Below are 17,429 nucleotides of genomic sequence, written 5' to 3'. Positions count from 1 at the left end.
TTCTTCCATTGTGGAATAATTCCATCAAGAAACTAGATCGGGCGCGGTAGGTTGTCAACCGAGACGGGTCGGCGTCGTGGGCCGACCGCAGGAGGGGCAGATGAGCGACCGGGTCGAACCGGGTCAACAGGAGCGGCTCGCCGAGTCGCTGCGCAGCTACGGCGCGACCTTCCGCGAGCTCAGCCGCAAGTTCGCAGCCTGGCTGGGCCTGCACTCCACCGACGCCGAGGCCCTCCTCGAGATCCTGTCCGCCGAGGAGAGCGGCACGCCGATCTCGCCGGCCCGGCTGAGCGAGCGGATCGGCAGGTCCCACCCCGCCACCACCGCGGTCCTGAACCGGCTCGAGCGCGCCGGCCACGTCGTCCGCACCCGGGAGCACGCCGACCGCCGCGTGGTGACGCTGCGCAGCGGCCCCGAGGTCCAGTCGCTCGCGGACGAGTTCTTCAGCCCGCTCGGCGTCGAGGTCGGCGCCGTCATGGCGCGCTACTCCGCGGCCGAGCTGGAGCGTTTCCAGGGCTTCCTCGACGCGATGCTGATCGCCACGAACGGCCACCTCGAGCGCCCCGTCGAACCCGCCCCGCGCGCACTACCCTGAGACCCATGCGCATCGCGATCCTCGACGACTACCAGGACGTCTCCCGCGAGTACGGCGACTTCTCCGGCCTCGACGTCACCGTCTTCACGGAGCCGCTCACCGACGTCGCCGGCCAGTTGGCCGGGTTCGACGGGGTCGTCGCCATGCGGGAACGCACCCGCTTCCCCGCCGAGGCGCTCCGCTCGCTCCCCGACCTCCGACTCCTGGTGTCGACGGGCCGCCGCAACGCCGCGATCGACCTCGCCGCCGCATCGGAACTCGGGATCACCGTGTGCCACACCGGGTACCGACCCGCGGCTGCCGCCGAGCACACCTGGGCGCTGATCCTCGCGGCGCTGCGGCACGTGCCGGCCGAGGACGCGAACATCCGCGCCGGGCGGTGGCAGAGCACCGTCGGGAAGGAACTGCACGAGAGCACCTTCGGCATCGTCGGCCTGGGCGGGCTCGGGCGGCGCGTCGCCCGGGTCGCGAACGCCTTCGGGGCGGAGGTGATCGCCTGGTCGAGCAACATCGACGCAGAGAAGGCCGCCGAGGTCGGGGCGACGGCCGTGAGCAAGGAGGAGCTGTTCGCGCGCGCCGACGTGGTCACGATCCACTACGTGCTCTCCGGGCGCTCGCGCGGCATCGTCGGCGCCGCCGACATCGCCCGGATGAAGCCGGGCGCACTCCTCGTCAACACCTCGCGGGCGGGCGTCCTCGACACCCCGGCGGCAGCGGCGGCGGCGCGCAGGGGCGACATCCGCCTCGCCCTCGACGTCTTCGACACCGAGCCGCTCCCCGCCGACGACCCGATCCGCGACCTGCCGAACTCCGTCCTCACCGGGCACGTCGGCTACGTCACCGAGCAGCAGTACCGGACCTTCTACGCGGACGCGGCCGAGGACGTCCGCGCCTATCTCGCGGGCGCCCCCGTCCGCGTCATGAATCCCTAGACGGTCACCCGGTCCAGCACGAGCGAACCGCGGGGCGCCGCGGACTCGCCGATGACGGCGGCGCCGTCCAGGGCGGCGACGGCACCGTCGAACTTCTCCGGGGTGTCGGTGTGCAGGGTGAACAGCGGCTCGCCCTCGACGACCCGGTCGCCGACGGTCGCGTGCCAGGTGACCCCGGCCCCGGCCTGCACGGGCTCGCCCTGGCGCTCGCGGCCCGCGCCCAGGCGCCAGGCGGCGATGCCGACGCCCATCGCGTCGAGCTCGGTGAGCACGCCCGAGGCGGGCGCGGCGACGGTGCGCGTGTGCTGTGCGACCGGCAGCGGCGCGTCGGGGTCGCCGCCCTGCGCCGCGATCATCGCCTTCCAGCTGTCCATCGCCTTCCCGTTGGCGAGGTGCTCGGCGGGGTCCGCGTCGACGCCGGCGAGGGTGAGCATCTCCCGCGCGAGCGCGAGCGTCAGCTCCACCACGTCCGACGGTCCGCCGCCGGCCAGGACCTCGAGCGACTCGGCGACCTCGAGGCCGTTGCCCGCGGTGCGGCCCAGCGGGGTGGACATGTCCGTGAGCAGCGCGACGGTGTTCACGCCCGAGTCGTGGCCGAGCGCGACCATCGTCTCGGCGAGCTCGCGCGCCTGCTCGGCGGCCTTCATGAACGCGCCCTTGCCGACCTTGACGTCGAGCACGAGCGAGGCGGTGCCCTCGGCGATCTTCTTGCTCATGATCGAGCTGGCGATCAGCGGGATGGCCTCGACGGTGCTGGTGACGTCGCGCAGCGCGTAGAGCTTCTTGTCGGCCGGAGCGAGCCCGGATCCGGCCGCGCAGATCACGCCGCCGACCTTCTCGAGCTGGTCGAACATCTGCTCGTTGGTCAGGTCGGCGCGCCAGCCGGGGATCGCCTCCAGCTTGTCGAGGGTGCCGCCGGTGTGGCCGAGGCCGCGGCCGGAGAGCTGCGGCACGGCGACGCCGTACGACGCGACGAGCGGGGTCAGCGGCAGGGTGATCTTGTCGCCCACGCCGCCGGTCGAGTGCTTGTCCGTGGTGGCGAGCGGGCGGCCGTCGCGGCGCAGGCCGGAGAAGTCCATGCGCTCGCCGCTGGCAATCATGGCCGCGGTCCAGCGCGCGATCTCGGGGCGGTCCATTCCGTTGAGGAAGATCGCCATGGCCAGCGCCGACATCTGGTAGTCGGCGACCTCGCCGGAGGTGAACCGGTCGATCACCCAGTCGATCTGGCCGTCGGTGAGGGCCTTGCCGTCGCGCTTGGCGGCGATGATGGAGACGGCGTCGAACACTTCGGTCATGTGGTCTACCTCTTCTCGTCGTGGGCGACCTCGTCGAGGTCGTCGGGCCCGAAGGCGTCGGGCAGCAGCCGGCTCAGGGGCACCGGGCCGGAGCGGTGGTCGATCAGGAGCTCGCCACCGCCGTGTTCGTAGAGGAGCTGGCGGCACCGCCCGCAGGGCATCAGGACGTCGCCGTTGGCGTTGGTGCACGTGAAGGCGAGCAGTCGCCCGCCGCCCGTGGAATGGAGCGCGCTCACGAGGCCGCACTCCGCGCAGAGGGTCAGTCCGTATGAGACATTCTCCACATTGCATCCGGACACCACGCGGCCGTCGTCCGTCAGCGCGGCGGCCCCGACGGGGTACTTCGAATAGGGCGCGTAGGCGTGCCCCATGGCGTCGACGGCGGTGCGCCGCAATGCCTCCCAGTCGATGTAGGACACAGCCGATCACTCCCTTCCGGAGGCTTGTTGATTCCGGGTCAATTTCGGTCAGGCATACCTAACTAAATCTGTTCGGCCCCAACACATCGGGACCGTGGTTTCGATTCCACATTCCGGTGGGTTTAAGGTCAAGGCGTGGGTTCAGGTATACGTCGCGAACGGCGCCGACGCGAGGGCTCAGAGTCCTTTCGCCGACCTCCGTTCGACCGTATCCAAGAAACGATGTCGAAGGCAGGACTCGATGAGCAGTAGTACCGAGGTGGCGGCCGCCGAGGAGCCGCGCCGCGTCTCCCTCTACAAGGGCGATCCGGGCATGTTGAACTGGGTGCTGCACCGCATCAGCGGCGTCACCATCTTCTTCTTCCTGTTCGTCCACGTCCTCGACACCGCGGTCATCCGCATCGATCCCGAGGCGTACGACGCGATCATCAAGACGTACAAGACGCCGATCATCGGTCTGCTCGAGATCGGCCTCGTCATGGCCATCCTGTTCCACGCCCTCAACGGCGTCCGCGTGATCCTCGTGGACTTCTGGAGCAAGGGTGTGCAGTACCAGAAGGCGATGTCCATCGCCGTCTGGACGGTCTTCCTCATCACCGGCGCCGGAATGGCCGCGCGTCTCCTCTACATCATGATCTCGCACGCATAGGGGGACGCAGAGATATGACTACCGCGAACGAACCCAAGCTCGCCAAGACGCTGCTCAAGCAGTACGACCGCCCCGCCTCGCTCGACAACCCGCGCTCGCCGCACCGTCCGGCGTCCGGCAACTTCGAGAAGTACGCCTGGCTGTTCATGCGCTTCTCGGGCATCGCCCTCCTGGTGCTCGTCTTCGGGCACGTCTTCATCATGCTCGCGCTGGACAGCCAGGGCGTGCACCGGATCAGCGCCGCCTTCGTCGCGCAGCGCTGGGCCAGCCCCTTCTGGCAGATCTGGGACATCACGATGCTGTGGCTCGCCCAGCTGCACGGCGGCAACGGCCTGCGCGTGATCATCGACGACTACGCCCGCAAGGACCGCACGCGGTTCTGGCTCAAGACCCTGCTCGTGCTGTCGATGATCCTCGTGGTCGGCCTCGGCTCGTACGCGCTCCTCTCGTTCGAACCGGCCTCCGTGCCCACCGCCCAGTAACGGCCAGGAAGGACTGACCCGCATCATGCAGGAACATCGTTACGACGTGGTGATCATCGGTGCCGGCGGCGCCGGTATGCGCGCGGCCATCGAGGCCGGCCCCCGCGCCCGCACCGCGGTGCTCACCAAGCTCTACCCCACCCGCTCCCACACCGGCGCGGCGCAGGGCGGCATGTGCGCCTCCCTCGCCAACGTCGAGGAGGACAACTGGGAGTGGCACACCTTCGACACGGTCAAGGGCGGCGACTACATCGTCGACCAGGACGCCGCGGAGATCATGGCCAAGGAGGCCATCGACGCGGTGCTCGACCTGGAGAAGATGGGCCTGCCCTTCAACCGCACCCCCGAGGGCAAGATCGACCAGCGCCGCTTCGGCGGCCACACCCGTGACCACGGCAAGGCCCCCGTGCGCCGCGCCTGTTACGCCGCGGACCGCACCGGCCACATGATCCTGCAGACGCTGTACCAGAACTGCGTCAAGCACGACGTGGAGTTCTTCAACGAGTTCTACGTCCTCGACATCGCGCTGACGGAGACCGAGGACGGGCCCGTCGCCACCGGCGCCGTCGCGTACGAGCTGTCCACCGGCGAGATCCACGTCTTCCACGCCAAGGCGATCATCTTCGCCACCGGCGGCTCGGGCCGCATGTACAAGACCACCTCCAACGCCCACACCCTCACCGGTGACGGCATGGGCATCGTCTTCCGCAAGGGCCTGCCCCTGGAGGACATGGAGTTCCACCAGTTCCACCCGACGGGCCTCGCGGGCCTGGGCATCCTCATCACCGAGGGCGTCCGCGGCGAGGGCGGCATCCTGCGCAACGTCGACGGCGAGCGCTTCATGGAGCGCTACGCCCCCACCATCAAGGACCTCGCGCCCCGCGACATCGTCGCCCGCTCGATGGTGCTCGAGGTTCTCGAGGGCCGCGGCGCCGGCCCGAACAAGGACTACGTGCTCCTGGATGTCACGCACATCCCGGAGGAGACCCTGATGGCCAAGCTGCCGGACATCATGGAGTTCTCGCGCACCTACCTCGGCGTAGACCCCGTCACCGAGCTCGTGCCCGTGTACCCCACCTGCCACTACGTCATGGGCGGCATCCCCACCAACATCCACGGTGAGGTGCTGCGCGACAACACGAACGTGGTCCCCGGCCTCTACGCCGCCGGCGAGTGCGCCTGCGTCTCCGTGCACGGCGCCAACCGCCTCGGCACCAACTCGCTGCTCGACATCAACGTCTTCGGCCGCCGCTCCGGCATCGCCGCCGCGGAGTACGCCAAGACGCACGACTTCGTGCCGCTGCCCGAGAACCCCTCGGAGATGGTCGAGAAGTGGGTCGCCTCGATGCTCAGCGACCACGGCAACGAGAACGTCATGGCGATCCGCACCGAGCTGCAGCAGACGATGGACAACAACGCCGCCGTCTTCCGCACCGAGAAGACCCTCTCGCAGGCCCTCGAGGACGTCCGCGCCCTCAAGAAGCGCTACGAGCACGTCACCGTCACCGACAAGGGCACGCGCTTCAACAGCGACCTGCTCGAGGCCATCGAGCTGGGCTTCCTGCTCGAGCTGGCCGAGGTCACCGTCGTCGGCGCCCTCAACCGCAAGGAGACCCGCGGCGGCCACGCCCGCGAGGACTACCCCAACCGCGACGACGAGAACTTCATGGTGCACACCATGGCGTACAAGGAGGGCGAGGGCCTGGAGTCCGGGATCCGTCTCGACACCAAGCCCGTCGTGCAGACCCGCTACGAGCCGATGGAGCGTAAGTACTGATGACCGCCGCAGTTGACACCCCCGCGTCCGTGCAGCCGCCCGTTCCGCCCGGCTCCACGATGGTCACGATCAAGGTCTACCGATTCAACCCGGAGGACCCGGACGCGGCCGGCTGGCAGAGCTACCGGGTTCCCGCGCTCCCCTCGGACCGCTTCCTGAACCTGCTGCTGTACATCAAGGGCTACCTCGACGGCACCCTGACCTTCCGCCGCTCCTGCGCCCACGGCGTGTGCGGCTCGGACGCCATGCGCATCAACGGCGTCAACCGCCTCGCCTGCAAGATGCTGATGAAGGACTTCCTCGTCGAGGGCAAGGAGATCACCGTCACGGTCGAGCCCATCCGCGGCCTGCCCGTGGAGAAGGACCTCGTCGTCGACATGGAGCCCTTCTTCGACGCCTTCCGCGCCGTGAAGCCCTTCCTGATGACCTCCGGCAACGAGCCGACCCGCGAGCGCATCCAGTCCCCTACGGACCGCGAGCGTTTCGACGACACCACCAAGTGCATCCTCTGCGCCTGCTGCACCACCAGCTGCCCGGTGTACTGGATGGACGGCTCGTACTTCGGCCCCGCGGCCATCGTGAACGCGCACCGCTTCATCTTCGACAGCCGCGACGAGGGCGCCGCCGAGCGCTTGGAGATCCTCAACGGCGTCGACGGTGTCTGGCGCTGCCGCACCACCTTCAACTGCACCGACGCGTGCCCCCGCGGCATCCAGGTGACGAAGGCCATCCAGGAGGTCAAGCGCGCCCTCCTGTTCAGCCGCTAGAACCTTTACTGCAGCCCGGAAACGCCCCGGACCTCACCCGAGGTCCGGGGCGTTTCTCACTCCCGACGACAGGACCGCCGGTGGCCCCGAGCCTGATCAGCACCCCGATCGACGAGACCCTGCTGCGCGGGCACCTCGACCTCGAGCGGACGGCCCGCGGCCTCCTTCCGCACCGCCTCCCCGCCGAGGCCCGCCGCCGGATCCCCGACGCGCGGCTCGCCTCCGCGGAGGCGCAGCCCTCGGGCGTGCGCCTCGTCCTCCGGACCGCCGCCACCGTCATCGAGCTCGAGACCCTGCCCACCAAGCGCGCGTACGCCGGCCACCCGCCGCTGCCCGACGGTGTCTACGACCTCGTCGTGGACGGCGGCCTGGTCGCCCGTACGACGGTGCCGGGCGGGAACGTCGACACCGTCATCGACATGGTGACGCAGGAGGCCGAGCTCACCGAGGGCCCTTCCGGCACCGCGCGATTCGCGGACCTGCCCGGGGGCGAGAAGGACGTCGAGATCTGGTTGCCCCACAACGAGATCACCGAGCTGATCGCGCTGCGCACGGACGCCCCGGTGAGCCCGCAGCCGCCCCGCGATCGCCTCTGGCTGCACCACGGCAGCTCGATCAGCCACGGTTCCAACGCCACTCATCCGACCGGGACGTGGCCGGCGATCGCCGCGGCGGCCGCCGGCGTCGACCTGATCAACCTCGGCTTCGGCGGCAGCGCGCTCCTCGATCCGTTCGTCGCCCGCGCGATCCGCGACACCCCGGCCGACCTGATCAGCCTCAAGCTCGGCATCAACGTCGTCAACGCCGACGTGATGCGGCTGCGCGCCTTCACCCCCGCCGTGCACGGCTTCCTCGACACGATCCGCGACGGCCACCCGAGAACGCCGCTGCTCGTGATCTCCCCCATCCTCTGCCCGATCCAGGAGCACACACCCGGCCCGGTGATGCCCGTGCCGTCGGCCGACGGCCTGCGCTTCGAGGCCACCGGGGATCCCGCCGAGGTCCGCGCGGGGAAGCTCACGCTGACCGTCATCCGCGAGGAGCTGGGGCGCATCGTCGCGGAGCGGTCCGCCGAGGACCCGAACCTGCACCTCCTCGACGGCCGCGCCCTGTACGGCGCGGACGACTACGGCCGCCTGCCGCTCCCCGACGAACTGCACCCCGACGGGCCCACCCACACCCTGATCGGCACCCGGTTCGGCGAGCTCGCCTTCGGCCCGGGCGGCGGCTTCACACCATAGGACACCACCGTGACACCATGATTCACCTGGCGATTCTCATGTTTCTCGCCTATCGCTGTTGACGTGACACCATGGTGGTGTCATAGTTGACGCCATGGACATCACCCCCTTCGTCAGCGACCTCCAGCGTCAGCTCATCGCCGCCGCCGAACGCGACTTCACGGATGCCGGGGACAACGGCGTCGACGACGCCCGCGCCTCCGCGGAGCGCCTCGCCTCCGGCCTCGACGCCGCCACCCGACTCGTCCTGCTGGACGCGCTGTCCGCCGCGACCGGCGAGATCACCCGCGACCTGGTGCCCGGCTCCGTCGACCTGCGCCTGCGCGGCCGCGACGTCGAGTTCGTCGTCGCCGCGGCGCGCGCGGAGCAGGACGAGGACGCGACCACCGCGACCGGCGTCGACTTCGACGACACCAGCAGCTCGCGCACCACACTGCGCCTCCCGGACGTCCTCAAGTCGCAGGTCGACGAGGCCGCCGCGGCCGACGGCGTCTCCGTGAACACCTGGCTGGTGCGGGCCGTCGCGGCCGCGCTCGCCCCGCGCAAACGACGAACCGCCCAGCGCGCGCTCCGCACCGGCGACGACTTCGCCGGCTGGGCGCGCTGACCCCTCCCCGCCCGATCCCCCTCCGAACACACCACAACCGCACAGCCCGACGAGAACCCCGCGCCCCGCGGGGTCGGCCGAGCGCACCCTTCGAAAGGTCCCACCATGCCCGTCTTCCCCACCCCCGAGCCCATCGACCTCGCAGTCAACCTGCAGGTCGGCGACATCGACGTGATCGCGAGCGACCGCACGGACGCCGTCGTGACCGTCTCCCCCAGCTCTCCCGACAAGGCGGCGGACCGGCGCGCCGCCGAGGCCACGCGCGTCGAGTTCGACGGTGCCCGGCTCACCGTGGTCGGCCCCAAGCCGAAGTTCAGCCTGTTCGGCCCGAGCGAGTCGGTGGACGTCACCGTCGAGCTGCCGGCCGGCTCCCGGTTCACCGCCGAGAGCGCCGTCGGCGGCGTCCGCACCGAGGGCCGCCTCGGCGCCACCCGCATCAAGGCGACCACCGGCATGGTCGAACTGGATGCGACGGGCGACCTGTGGCTGCGCGCCGGGCACGGGAACGCCACGGCCCGCGCGGTCGACGGCTCGGCGGAGATCACCGCCGACCACGGCCAGATCCGCATCGATTCCGTCGCCGCCGACGCCGTGCTCAAGGCCTCCCACGGCAGCATCCGCATCGGCGAGGCGCTGGGCGGCGTCGACGCCAACCTCTCCTACGGCGATCTCGACATCGACCGCTCCACCGGGTCCGTCACGGCGAAGACCGCCTACGGCGCCATCTCCCTGCACGAGGTCTCCGCCGGCGTCGTCGACGTGGAGAGCAGCTACGGCAAGCTCACCGTCGCTGTGGCAGAAGGCGTCCCCGCCTGGCTCGACCTGTCCTCCAAGGAGGGTCGCGTCCGCAACCACCTGGAGGAGAGCCTCCCTGATTCCACCACCGGCGACCACGTCGCGGTGCGCGCACGGGCCAAGTTCGGCGACATCGACATCCGGCGCGCCCGCTGAGCGCGCCTCCGACGACCAGGAGAACACCATGACCATCACCACCACCGCGGCCATCGAGGTCCGCGGCATCGAGAAGTCCTACGGCGACCTGCCGGTGCTCCGCGGCGTCGACTTCGCCGTCGTCCCCGGCAGCATCTTCGCCCTCCTCGGCGCGAACGGCGCGGGCAAGACGACGCTGGTCAGCATCCTGTCGACGTTGCTGCGCCCCGATGCCGGCAGCGCCGTCGTGCACGGCTACGACGTGACCTCCGAGGCGCAGCAGGTACGCGAATCCATCAGTCTCACCGGCCAGTTCGCCGCCGTCGACGAGATCCTCACCGGGCGCGAGAACCTCGTACTCGTGGCGCGGCTGCGGCACCAGAGCGATCCCGGCGCCGTCGCCGACGAGTTGCTGAGCCGCTTCCGCCTCACCGACGCCGGAGGCCGGAAGGTCGGCACCTACTCGGGCGGCATGCGCCGGCGCCTCGACATCGCCATGAGCCTGATCGGCGATCCCGCGGTGATCTTCCTCGACGAGCCCACGACCGGCCTCGACCCGGAGGCCCGGATCGACGTGTGGGACATCGTCAAGGAGCTCGCCGATCGCGGCACGACGGTGTTGCTGACCACCCAGTACCTGGAGGAGGCCGAGCAGTTGGCCGACCGGATCGCCATCCTGCGCGACGGGCGGATCATCGCCGACGGCACACTCGCCGAGCTCAAGCGGATGCTGCCGGCGGCGAAGGTCGAGTACGTCGAGAAGCAGCCCACGCTCGAGGAGATCTTCCTCGCCCTCACCGGAACCCGCACCGACACCCCCACCACGACCGAGGACCGATCATGACCACCTACGCCGTCTCCGATACCAGTGCACTGCTGGGCCGTTCGCTCAAGCACATCACCCGCAGCGTCGACACCATCGTCACCACCGCGATCACGCCGATCGCGATGATGCTCCTGTTCGTCTACGTCTTCGGCGGGGCGATCAAGGGCAGCACCGGCGACGAGAACTACGTGAACTACCTACTGCCAGGAATCCTGTTGATGGCCATCGCCTCCGGCATCGCCTACACCGCGCTGCGGCTGTTCAACGACATGCAGGGCGGGATCTTCGAGCGCTTCCAGTCGATGCCGATCGCGCGCTCGTCGGTGCTGTGGGCGCACGTGCTCACGTCGATGGTGGCCAACGCGATCACCGTGCTGATCATCATCGGCGTGGGGCTGATCATGGGCTTCCGCTCCTCGGCGGGCCCGCTCGCCTGGCTCGGCGTCGCCGGCATACTGGCGCTGTTCACCCTGGCGCTCACCTGGATCGCGGTGGCCGTCGGTCTGACGGCGAAGTCCGTCGACGGCGCGACCGGGTTCTCCTACCCGCTGATCTTCCTGCCGTTCATCAGCTCCGCCTTCGTACCCACCGACACCATGCCCGGGCCGGTGCGCGCCTTCGCCGAGAACCAACCGGTGACCTCGATCGTCAACACGATTTCGGCGCTGCTGGCGGAGCGCCCGGTCGACACCGCCGACCTGGTCTCGGCCCTCGCCTGGTGCACCGGAATCCTGGTGGTCGCCTACGGCGGGGCGATGCTCGCCTACCGCCGCCGGATCAGCTGACGCCCAGCCCGATCCGCCCCTGCTGCGCCGCGCGCCGATGCGCGCGGCGCAGCATCGCGCGGATCACGGCCGGGTGCACGCGCCGCACCACGGCGAGGTACGCCCGGCCCTTCGCGGTCGACGGCGCCGAAACGGTGGTCAGGGTCACGGCACCGTCGGCCACGAGGACCGAGGCCCGGAATCGCAGGTGGCCGGGGTCCCCGCCCAGCAGCACCTCGGTCCCGGACCGCTCGCGCGTCGCGAAGAAGTCCTCCCGCTCCCCGCGATCGATGCCCACCAGGAGCGCCACGGCCTGCCGTACGGCGAACGCCGCGCGCACCCAGCCCGGCAGGTCGCGGAACGTGGCATCGGCCCAGGCCTGCGGATCCGTGGGGAATCCCCGCCACACCGGTACGGCGAAGGCGTCCACCAGGGCACCGGGCCGCCCGGACTGTTCCGCGAGCGAGCGCCGGGCGAGCACGGCGCCGTCCGGGACGTCGACACATCGGACCGCGGGCAGATCGACGGTGCGGAGCATCCGCACCCACGCCGACCATCGCGCCGGCCGCGTGACCGAACCGGTGGCGGCCAGCTCGGCGTCGTCGAGCAGGTCCTCGAGCACCGCGTCGTGGAGGGGCACCAGGAGGAGCGGCCCCAGGATCCGCATGGCGCCCTCGGTCCGGCAGTCCAGGACGTGCCGCACCCGAGTACGGCCGTCGGCGACGGGTTCCAGCGAGATCTCGTGGTGTCCCGTGATGCCCGGTGTGGAGTGGAAGGCGAAGCGGATCCGGCGTCCCGGTTCGGCGTCCACCACCCGGTAGCGGATGGGGCCGTGGCCGCCGTCGGCGCCGACGACGGGCGGTCCGTCGAGGATCATCGGCTCCCACGCCGGCGCGGGCCACAGCACGTCGTCGGGGCCGCCGAGGCGGTCCAGGAGCGGCGCGAGCGCCGATGCCGGCGCCCCGACGATCCGCTCGTGCACGTTATGGATCCGACCGGCCACGGGACACCTCCGTACGGTTGCGTATGGTTTCCATACGGTACCGTATTGTGATGGACGGATCCAGCCCTCGACGACGACTCACCGCGGACGACTGGACCGGCGCCGCGCTGCAGGCGATCGCCGAGGGCGGCCTCGACGCGGCCGCGGTCGAGCCCCTCGCGAAACGCCTCGGCGCGACCAAGGGCAGTTTCTACTGGCACTTCTCGAACCGGCGCGCGCTCCTGGACCGCACGATGGAGACGTGGGAGAAGGTGCACACCGACGCCGTCATCGCCGCCACCAGCGCGGCACCGGCAGCGCCCGAGCGCCTGGCGGAGCTGTTGGAAATCGTCTTCGGCAGCATCGGCGAGCCACTCGAACTGGCGCTGCTCGCGGCCGTCGACGACCCCAGCGTGGGCGCCGCGGTCGCCCGGGTCACCGAGCGGCGCGTCGACCACGTCGCCGGGCTCTACCGCGCCGCCGGGCTCGACGAGGAGGCGGCGCGCAGCAGCGCCGTGGCCGCCGTCGCGCTGTACCTGGGCCACGCCCAGTTGGCGGCGGCGGCACCGTCGACCCTGCCGGAGGGCGCCGCGTGGACGGCCCACCTCACGCGCCTCGGCGAACTCCTGGCGCCGCGCCCCTAGACCTGCTCCGCGGGCACCTTCTGCGCCGCGGCCTTCTGGTGCGTGGGCGTCGCGAAGAACTGCACCACCACGAAGGCGACCACGAGTGCGGCGGCGGGCAGCAGGATCGTCGAGCCCATGGCGTCGGCGAAGGGCCCGCGCAGGAACTGCGGCAGCGCACCGGTGGCCATCGCGCCACCCTGCGCGTGGCCGGTGGCGGCGGCGATCTTGTCCTCGATCTCGTGCTGCATGAGCACTCCGACCGCCGCGCTGCCGAGCACCGCGCCCACCTGCCGGGTCATGTTGTAGACGCCGGACCCCGCGCCGGCCAGCGGCAGCGGCAGGTTCCGGTTCGCGGTGGCGGCGAGCGGACCCCAGATGAAGGCGTTGCCGACGCCCATGAGGCCGATCGGGGCCAGGATGCCGATCACCGGCGTGGTGTCGTGCGCGACGAGGGCCAGCCAGAACAGGGCCGCCGCGTTCGCCGCGAAGCCGAATCCAGTGAGGTACTTGGGGTGCACCTTGTCGGCCAGCTTGCCCGACGGGGCCGCCAGGGCCCCGGAGATCACGGCCAGCGGGATGAGCAGCAGCGCCGAGCGAGTGGGCGTGAGCCCCATGGACTTCTGCGCGAAGAGCATGAGCGGGATCGACATGCCGGTGACGGAGAATCCCATGCAGGCGATCGCGGCGTTGGCCAGCGAGAAGTTCCGGTCCTTGAACAGGGTCAGCGACATGAGCGGCTCGGCCGCCTTGGTCTGCCACCACACGAAGGCGACGAGCAGCGCGAGGCCGCCGACGATCATCGTCCAGATGCCGGCCGACCAATCCTCCTTCTGCCCCTCCTGCAGACCGAAGGTGAGCAGGAACAGGCCGAGCGCGCTGAGCACGATGCCGGGGATGTCGAGCTTGTGCTTGTGGGTCGGCAGGTTCGGCACGAGGATCACGGCGGCGATGAAGGCAGCGATGCCCACGGGCACGTTGACGAAGAAGACCCACTCCCAGCCGAGCCGGTCGACGAGCACGCCGCCCGCCAGCGGGCCGACGAGGATCGCGACGCCGGCGACGGAGCCCCACAGCGCCATCGCGGTGCCGCGCTTGTTCGGCGGGAAGGTGCGGGTGATGACGGCCATCGTCTGCGGGGTCATGAGCGCGGCGCCCAGGCCCTGCACGACGCGGGCCGCGATGAGCATGCCGATGGAGCCGGAGAGGCCGCACCAGGCCGATGCCAGCGTGAAGACGACGAGGCCGGCCAGGTACAGACGCTTGGGTCCGTACATGTCGCCGAGGCGGCCGGCCAGCAGCAGCGGCACCACGTAGGCCAGCAGGTAACCGCTGGTCACCCAGATGACGCCGTTGAGGTCGGTGCCGTTCGTGAGGTCGATCCAGATCGCGTCGGTCGCGACCGAGACGATCGTCGAGTCCACGAGGATCATGAAGAAGCCCACGACGAGCGCCCACAGCGCGGGCCAGGGCCGGTAGCCGGACGGCAGGCCCGGCAGCGCGCCCGGGTCGTACTGCTTCGCGGTCGCGTCATTCGTCATGACAGGTCGCCTTCCATTCCAGGGTCTCGTCGTCGAGTCGTTCGACGGTGCGCCGCAGCCAGTCGGCCTCGGCGGTGCGCATCGCGATCAGGTAGTCCAGGTCGAGCAGGTGCACCTCGGCGGCGTGCCCCAGGGCGCGGGCGTGCCCCTCCCGCATCGCGGCCACGTCGGCCTCGAGGCGCGACAGCCGCGCCGCGAACAGCCCGCGCACGCGGTCGCGGTCCAGGTTGTGCGCCTCGGAGACGGCGAGCGGGAAGCTCGGGTACTCCTCGGCGGGCTCGGCGAGCAGAGCCGCGACGGTGTCCTGCAACCGTTCCCGGCCCGCGGCGGTGATCGCGTAGGTGGTCCGCTCGGGGCGGTTGCCGTCGCGATCGGTGCCGATCTCGGTCACCAGCCCGTCCTCCGCCAGCCGATTCACGCAGTGGTACAGGGAGCCGGCACGGAGCTTGACCACGAGATCCTCGCGGCGCTCCGTCATCGTCGTGAACATCTCGTAGGGGTGCATGTCCCGCTCGGTGAGCAGGGCCAGCGCCGCGATCGCCAGCGGGGTCAGTGCCCGTTCTCGAGCCATGTCCCACCTCCGATCGCACGCTCGGCGGTCACGCTACCCGCCAAATACTCCACATGGAATATTCGGATCGGGGGAATACGCCCGAAACGGGACGAACTCCCCGCGTGACTCCGCTCACATCAGTGCAGTGTGAGCGTCACCAGCGGGATCGGACGGTCGACGGTCGCCTGGAAGGCCGCGAGGTCGGGGTTGTCCGCGAGCGCCCAGGCGGCGAACTCCGCGTACTCCTCCCCCTCGAGGACGCGGGCCGTCGCGGCGACGGTGCGCGCGCCCATCTCGACGGTGACCTCGGGGTTCTTGCGGGCGTTGTGCCACCACGCCGGGTAGGACTTCTCGATGAAGGAGCTGACGTACATCTGCTCGCCGCGGTGCAGCGGTCCCAGCGGCACGGTGTGCGGCCGCCCGGACTTCGCGCCGGTCGTGGTGAGCAGGAGGAGCGCTCCGCCCTCGTAGGCGCCGCCGACGACGCCGTCGTTCGCCCGGAACTCGGCGATCACGTTCCGGTTCCAGTCGCCGATGGTCTCCTCGGTCAGCGTGTTCCACGGCATTTCGGGGTCGTCGTACGAGCCCGCTTCCGGTGTCTTCTCAGTCATACCCACGAGTCTTGCGGGTATTGGTGTCAGTTTCCGTCCGCTATGCGCGCGGAAACGCGCCAGGCCCGCGCGGGCGAGGGCTTCTTCCCGCACGACATCATCCGCGGCGGCAGGTCCTCCGGCGTCACCGTCATCGTCCACGCGCGTCCGTCCTCGTGCCGGACGGTGACGGCGGCACCGTCGGACCCGGTGCGCAGGACGTCCGGCGCGACGGGCCCGAGGAGCTCGCGGACCGCGACCTCGGCGGCCTGCTCGGCGGGCGGGATCGACGAGCGGCCGCGGAGCCCGGCGGTGGCGACGAGGCCGGCGCGCGCGGCGTCGAGCGCCTCCTTCGCCTGCGCTCCGGTGACCCGGCCGTAGGTGTGGCCGGCGGGCAGCACGATGAGCACGGGCGCGAAGCGGTGCCCGCCGGTGTGGGAGCACTCCCACACCACCGGATCGGCGTAACAGCCCGCGAGCGACGCCGCGATCGGCCGCCCGAGCACGGCGCAGCAGACGTCGCGCTTGCCGTTGGTGCACACCAGGGCGATCGGTCCCGCGGGCTCGCCCGCGGACGGGTCGTCGAGGGGCAGTGCGGGGATCTCCGCGTAGTCGGCCACGGTGAACATCCGCAGCGCGGTCTCCCCCGGCACCGAGTTCGCCACGAAGACCCGCATCCGCCCGCGGAAGCCCCCGGCGCGGCCGGGCCGGCGGATCAGCAGCACCCGCAGGCCCCGGGACTCCGCGAACCGCTCGACGGCCTCGCCCACCTCCGGCGCGAAGGTCTCGCCCGAGAACGGGTCGCGGCCCCACCCGGACTCGTTCTCGATGCACAGCCAGCCGGTCTCGGTGGTCGCGGTCCCGGGGAGCGGCTCGTCGGTGAAACTCGAACAACGCTCCGTCATTCCGCCACCGTAGCGGACTACGATGAGCGCGATGATCGCGCGCACTCTGACCACCGCGGGCCGTGTCCTCGCGACCGCCGGCCTGCTCGGCGCACTCGCCGCCCCGGCCGCCGCGACGCCCGGCCCTGCACCGTCGCCCACGCCCGGCCCCGCGGCGAAGACCCTGGTGACCGACGCCTGCCCGCACAAGCAGGTCCCGCCGCCCGCCGTCGACGAGTCCGAGGTCCCGAAGCCCGGGCAACCGAGCCCCACGCCGCTCGCCGTGCCGGACCCGCCCGTCGGGGGCGCGAAGCTGGGCGGGTGCGGCGTCGTCGTGCCCGACGGTGCGCCGCCCGTCCCGCCCGGCATCGACTCCGCCGGCTGGCTCATCGCGGACGTCACCGACGGCACCGTCGTCGCGGCGAAGGATCCGCACGGCCGGTACCGGCCGGCGAGCACGATCAAGGTGCTGCTCGCGCAGGTCGCGCTGCGCGATCTCGACCTCACGACGGTGGTCGAGGGCACCGTCGAGGACGCCGCGCAGGAGGGCAACGGCGCGGGCGTGAACGTCGGCGGCCGCTACACCGTCGAGCAGCTCCTCGAGGGCCTCCTGCTGGCGTCCGGCAACGACGCCGCGCACGCCCTGGCGCGGCAGCTGGGCGGCGTGGACGCGACCCTGCGGAAGATGAACACGCTGGCCGAGTCCCTCGGCGCGCGCGATACGCGGACCGCGTCACCGTCGGGCCTCGACGGCCCCGGCATGAGCTCGAGCCCGTACGACATGGCGCTCCTCCTGCGGGCGGCGCTGCAGGACGAGCGGTTCGTGCGCATCGCATCGACGAAGCAGGTCACGTTCCCCGGCCACCCGCCGGTGCCGACCACCGCGCCGGGGAAGTCGGTGAGCAGGCGGTTCTCGTTGACGATCGGATACGGCGCCACCGAGGTGGGGGCCGGCGGCGGGCTCTGTCCGGG

The 17,429-nt window shown here is 70.9% G+C and carries 20 protein-coding genes; 13 read left to right on the top strand and 7 right to left on the bottom strand.

Features of this window, described 5'->3' with window-relative positions; genetic code table 11:
- The first annotated feature begins 100 nt into the window (after positions 1-100).
- The gene (locus LB823_RS16930) at positions 101-595 is read left to right on the top strand and encodes a MarR family winged helix-turn-helix transcriptional regulator (protein ID WP_224649080.1); all 495 of its coding nucleotides are present in this window, start codon (positions 101-103) and stop codon (positions 593-595) included.
- Between the two features lie 5 nt (positions 596-600).
- Positions 601-1,527, top strand: a complete 927-nt coding sequence (locus LB823_RS16925) for a D-2-hydroxyacid dehydrogenase family protein (RefSeq protein ID WP_224649078.1) — start codon at positions 601-603, stop codon at positions 1,525-1,527.
- Here LB823_RS16925 and LB823_RS16920 read toward each other — a convergent pair.
- Together LB823_RS16920 and LB823_RS16915 are read right to left on the bottom strand one after the other, a co-directional pair.
- Positions 1,524-2,822: a thymidine phosphorylase gene (locus LB823_RS16920; RefSeq protein ID WP_224649076.1), complete on the bottom strand. Its 1,299-nt coding sequence runs from the start codon at positions 2,820-2,822 to the stop codon at positions 1,524-1,526. The genes LB823_RS16925 and LB823_RS16920 overlap by 4 nt on opposite strands.
- Positions 2,823-2,827: 5 nt before the next feature.
- Positions 2,828-3,241, bottom strand: a complete 414-nt coding sequence (locus LB823_RS16915; RefSeq protein WP_224649073.1) for a cytidine deaminase — start codon at positions 3,239-3,241, stop codon at positions 2,828-2,830.
- A 241-nt stretch (positions 3,242-3,482) separates the two neighbouring features.
- On the opposite strand from LB823_RS16915, the gene sdhC reads away from it, so the two are divergent.
- The 9 genes from sdhC (at position 3,483) to LB823_RS16870 (ending at position 11,305) form a co-directional block, all read left to right on the top strand.
- A complete protein-coding gene (gene sdhC, locus LB823_RS16910; RefSeq protein ID WP_068741624.1) occupies positions 3,483-3,890 on the top strand; it encodes a succinate dehydrogenase, cytochrome b556 subunit in 408 nt (135 codons plus the stop codon).
- 14 nt (positions 3,891-3,904) lie between these two features.
- Positions 3,905-4,372, top strand: a complete 468-nt coding sequence (locus tag LB823_RS16905) for a succinate dehydrogenase hydrophobic membrane anchor subunit (RefSeq protein ID WP_068522412.1) — start codon at positions 3,905-3,907, stop codon at positions 4,370-4,372.
- Between the two features lie 25 nt (positions 4,373-4,397).
- Complete coding sequence (sdhA, locus tag LB823_RS16900) at positions 4,398-6,149, top strand: succinate dehydrogenase flavoprotein subunit (protein ID WP_224649071.1); 1,752 nt, start codon at positions 4,398-4,400, stop codon at positions 6,147-6,149.
- Entirely contained in the window at positions 6,149-6,916 is a 768-nt protein-coding gene (locus tag LB823_RS16895; RefSeq protein ID WP_224649069.1) for a succinate dehydrogenase iron-sulfur subunit, read from the top strand. The genes sdhA and LB823_RS16895 overlap by 1 nt, the downstream gene beginning before the upstream one ends.
- An 80-nt stretch (positions 6,917-6,996) precedes the next feature.
- Positions 6,997-8,157, top strand: coding sequence for an SGNH/GDSL hydrolase family protein (locus LB823_RS16890; RefSeq protein ID WP_224649055.1), 1,161 nt, complete (start codon positions 6,997-6,999; stop codon positions 8,155-8,157).
- Positions 8,158-8,251: 94 nt separating this feature from the next.
- Positions 8,252-8,764 carry a histidine kinase gene (locus LB823_RS16885; RefSeq protein ID WP_224649053.1) on the top strand — a complete coding sequence of 171 codons (513 nt, stop codon included), beginning with the start codon at positions 8,252-8,254 and terminating at the stop codon, positions 8,762-8,764.
- A gap of 105 nt (positions 8,765-8,869) precedes the next feature.
- Complete coding sequence (locus LB823_RS16880; RefSeq protein WP_224649050.1) at positions 8,870-9,715, top strand: DUF4097 family beta strand repeat-containing protein; 846 nt, start codon at positions 8,870-8,872, stop codon at positions 9,713-9,715.
- Positions 9,716-9,743: 28 nt separating this feature from the next.
- A complete protein-coding gene (locus tag LB823_RS16875) occupies positions 9,744-10,538 on the top strand; it encodes an ABC transporter ATP-binding protein (protein WP_224649048.1) in 795 nt (264 codons plus the stop codon).
- Positions 10,535-11,305 carry an ABC transporter permease gene (locus LB823_RS16870; protein WP_224649046.1) on the top strand — a complete coding sequence of 257 codons (771 nt, stop codon included), beginning with the start codon at positions 10,535-10,537 and terminating at the stop codon, positions 11,303-11,305. The genes LB823_RS16875 and LB823_RS16870 overlap by 4 nt, the downstream gene beginning before the upstream one ends.
- Here the strand turns inward: LB823_RS16870 and LB823_RS24115 are convergent.
- The gene (locus LB823_RS24115) at positions 11,298-12,266 is read right to left on the bottom strand and encodes a DUF2867 domain-containing protein (protein ID WP_224649044.1); all 969 of its coding nucleotides are present in this window, start codon (positions 12,264-12,266) and stop codon (positions 11,298-11,300) included. The two genes, LB823_RS16870 and LB823_RS24115, sit on opposite strands and share 8 nt — an antisense overlap.
- A gap of 71 nt (positions 12,267-12,337) precedes the next feature.
- On the opposite strand from LB823_RS24115, the gene LB823_RS16860 reads away from it, so the two are divergent.
- Positions 12,338-12,910 (top strand): TetR/AcrR family transcriptional regulator, encoded by a 573-nt coding sequence (locus tag LB823_RS16860; RefSeq protein WP_224649041.1) that lies wholly within the window; start codon positions 12,338-12,340, stop codon positions 12,908-12,910.
- Here the strand turns inward: LB823_RS16860 and LB823_RS16855 are convergent.
- From LB823_RS16855 to LB823_RS16840, 4 genes are all read right to left on the bottom strand, one after another.
- The gene (locus LB823_RS16855; protein ID WP_224649039.1) at positions 12,907-14,430 is read right to left on the bottom strand and encodes a DHA2 family efflux MFS transporter permease subunit; all 1,524 of its coding nucleotides are present in this window, start codon (positions 14,428-14,430) and stop codon (positions 12,907-12,909) included. The two genes, LB823_RS16860 and LB823_RS16855, sit on opposite strands and share 4 nt — an antisense overlap.
- On the bottom strand, positions 14,420-15,001 hold the full coding sequence (locus LB823_RS16850; protein ID WP_224649037.1) for a PadR family transcriptional regulator: 582 nt from the start codon (positions 14,999-15,001) through the stop codon (positions 14,420-14,422). Before LB823_RS16850 ends, LB823_RS16855 begins: the two co-directional genes overlap by 11 nt.
- Positions 15,002-15,120: 119 nt before the next feature.
- Complete coding sequence (locus LB823_RS16845) at positions 15,121-15,594, bottom strand: nitroreductase/quinone reductase family protein (protein ID WP_224649035.1); 474 nt, start codon at positions 15,592-15,594, stop codon at positions 15,121-15,123.
- Between the two features lie 26 nt (positions 15,595-15,620).
- Positions 15,621-16,478, bottom strand: coding sequence for a sucrase ferredoxin (locus LB823_RS16840; protein ID WP_224649033.1), 858 nt, complete (start codon positions 16,476-16,478; stop codon positions 15,621-15,623).
- A 31-nt stretch (positions 16,479-16,509) separates the two neighbouring features.
- On the opposite strand from LB823_RS16840, the gene LB823_RS16835 reads away from it, so the two are divergent.
- A partial coding sequence (locus tag LB823_RS16835; RefSeq protein WP_224649031.1) for a D-alanyl-D-alanine carboxypeptidase family protein occupies positions 16,510-17,429 on the top strand: 920 nt, incomplete at its 3' end.

The sequence above is a fragment of the Tsukamurella sp. M9C genome (assembly GCF_020169415.1).
GTDB lineage: Bacteria > Actinomycetota > Actinomycetes > Mycobacteriales > Mycobacteriaceae > Tsukamurella.
The sequence above is the reverse complement of the archived record's forward strand: the minus strand, read 5'-3'. Positions and strand labels throughout refer to the sequence as shown.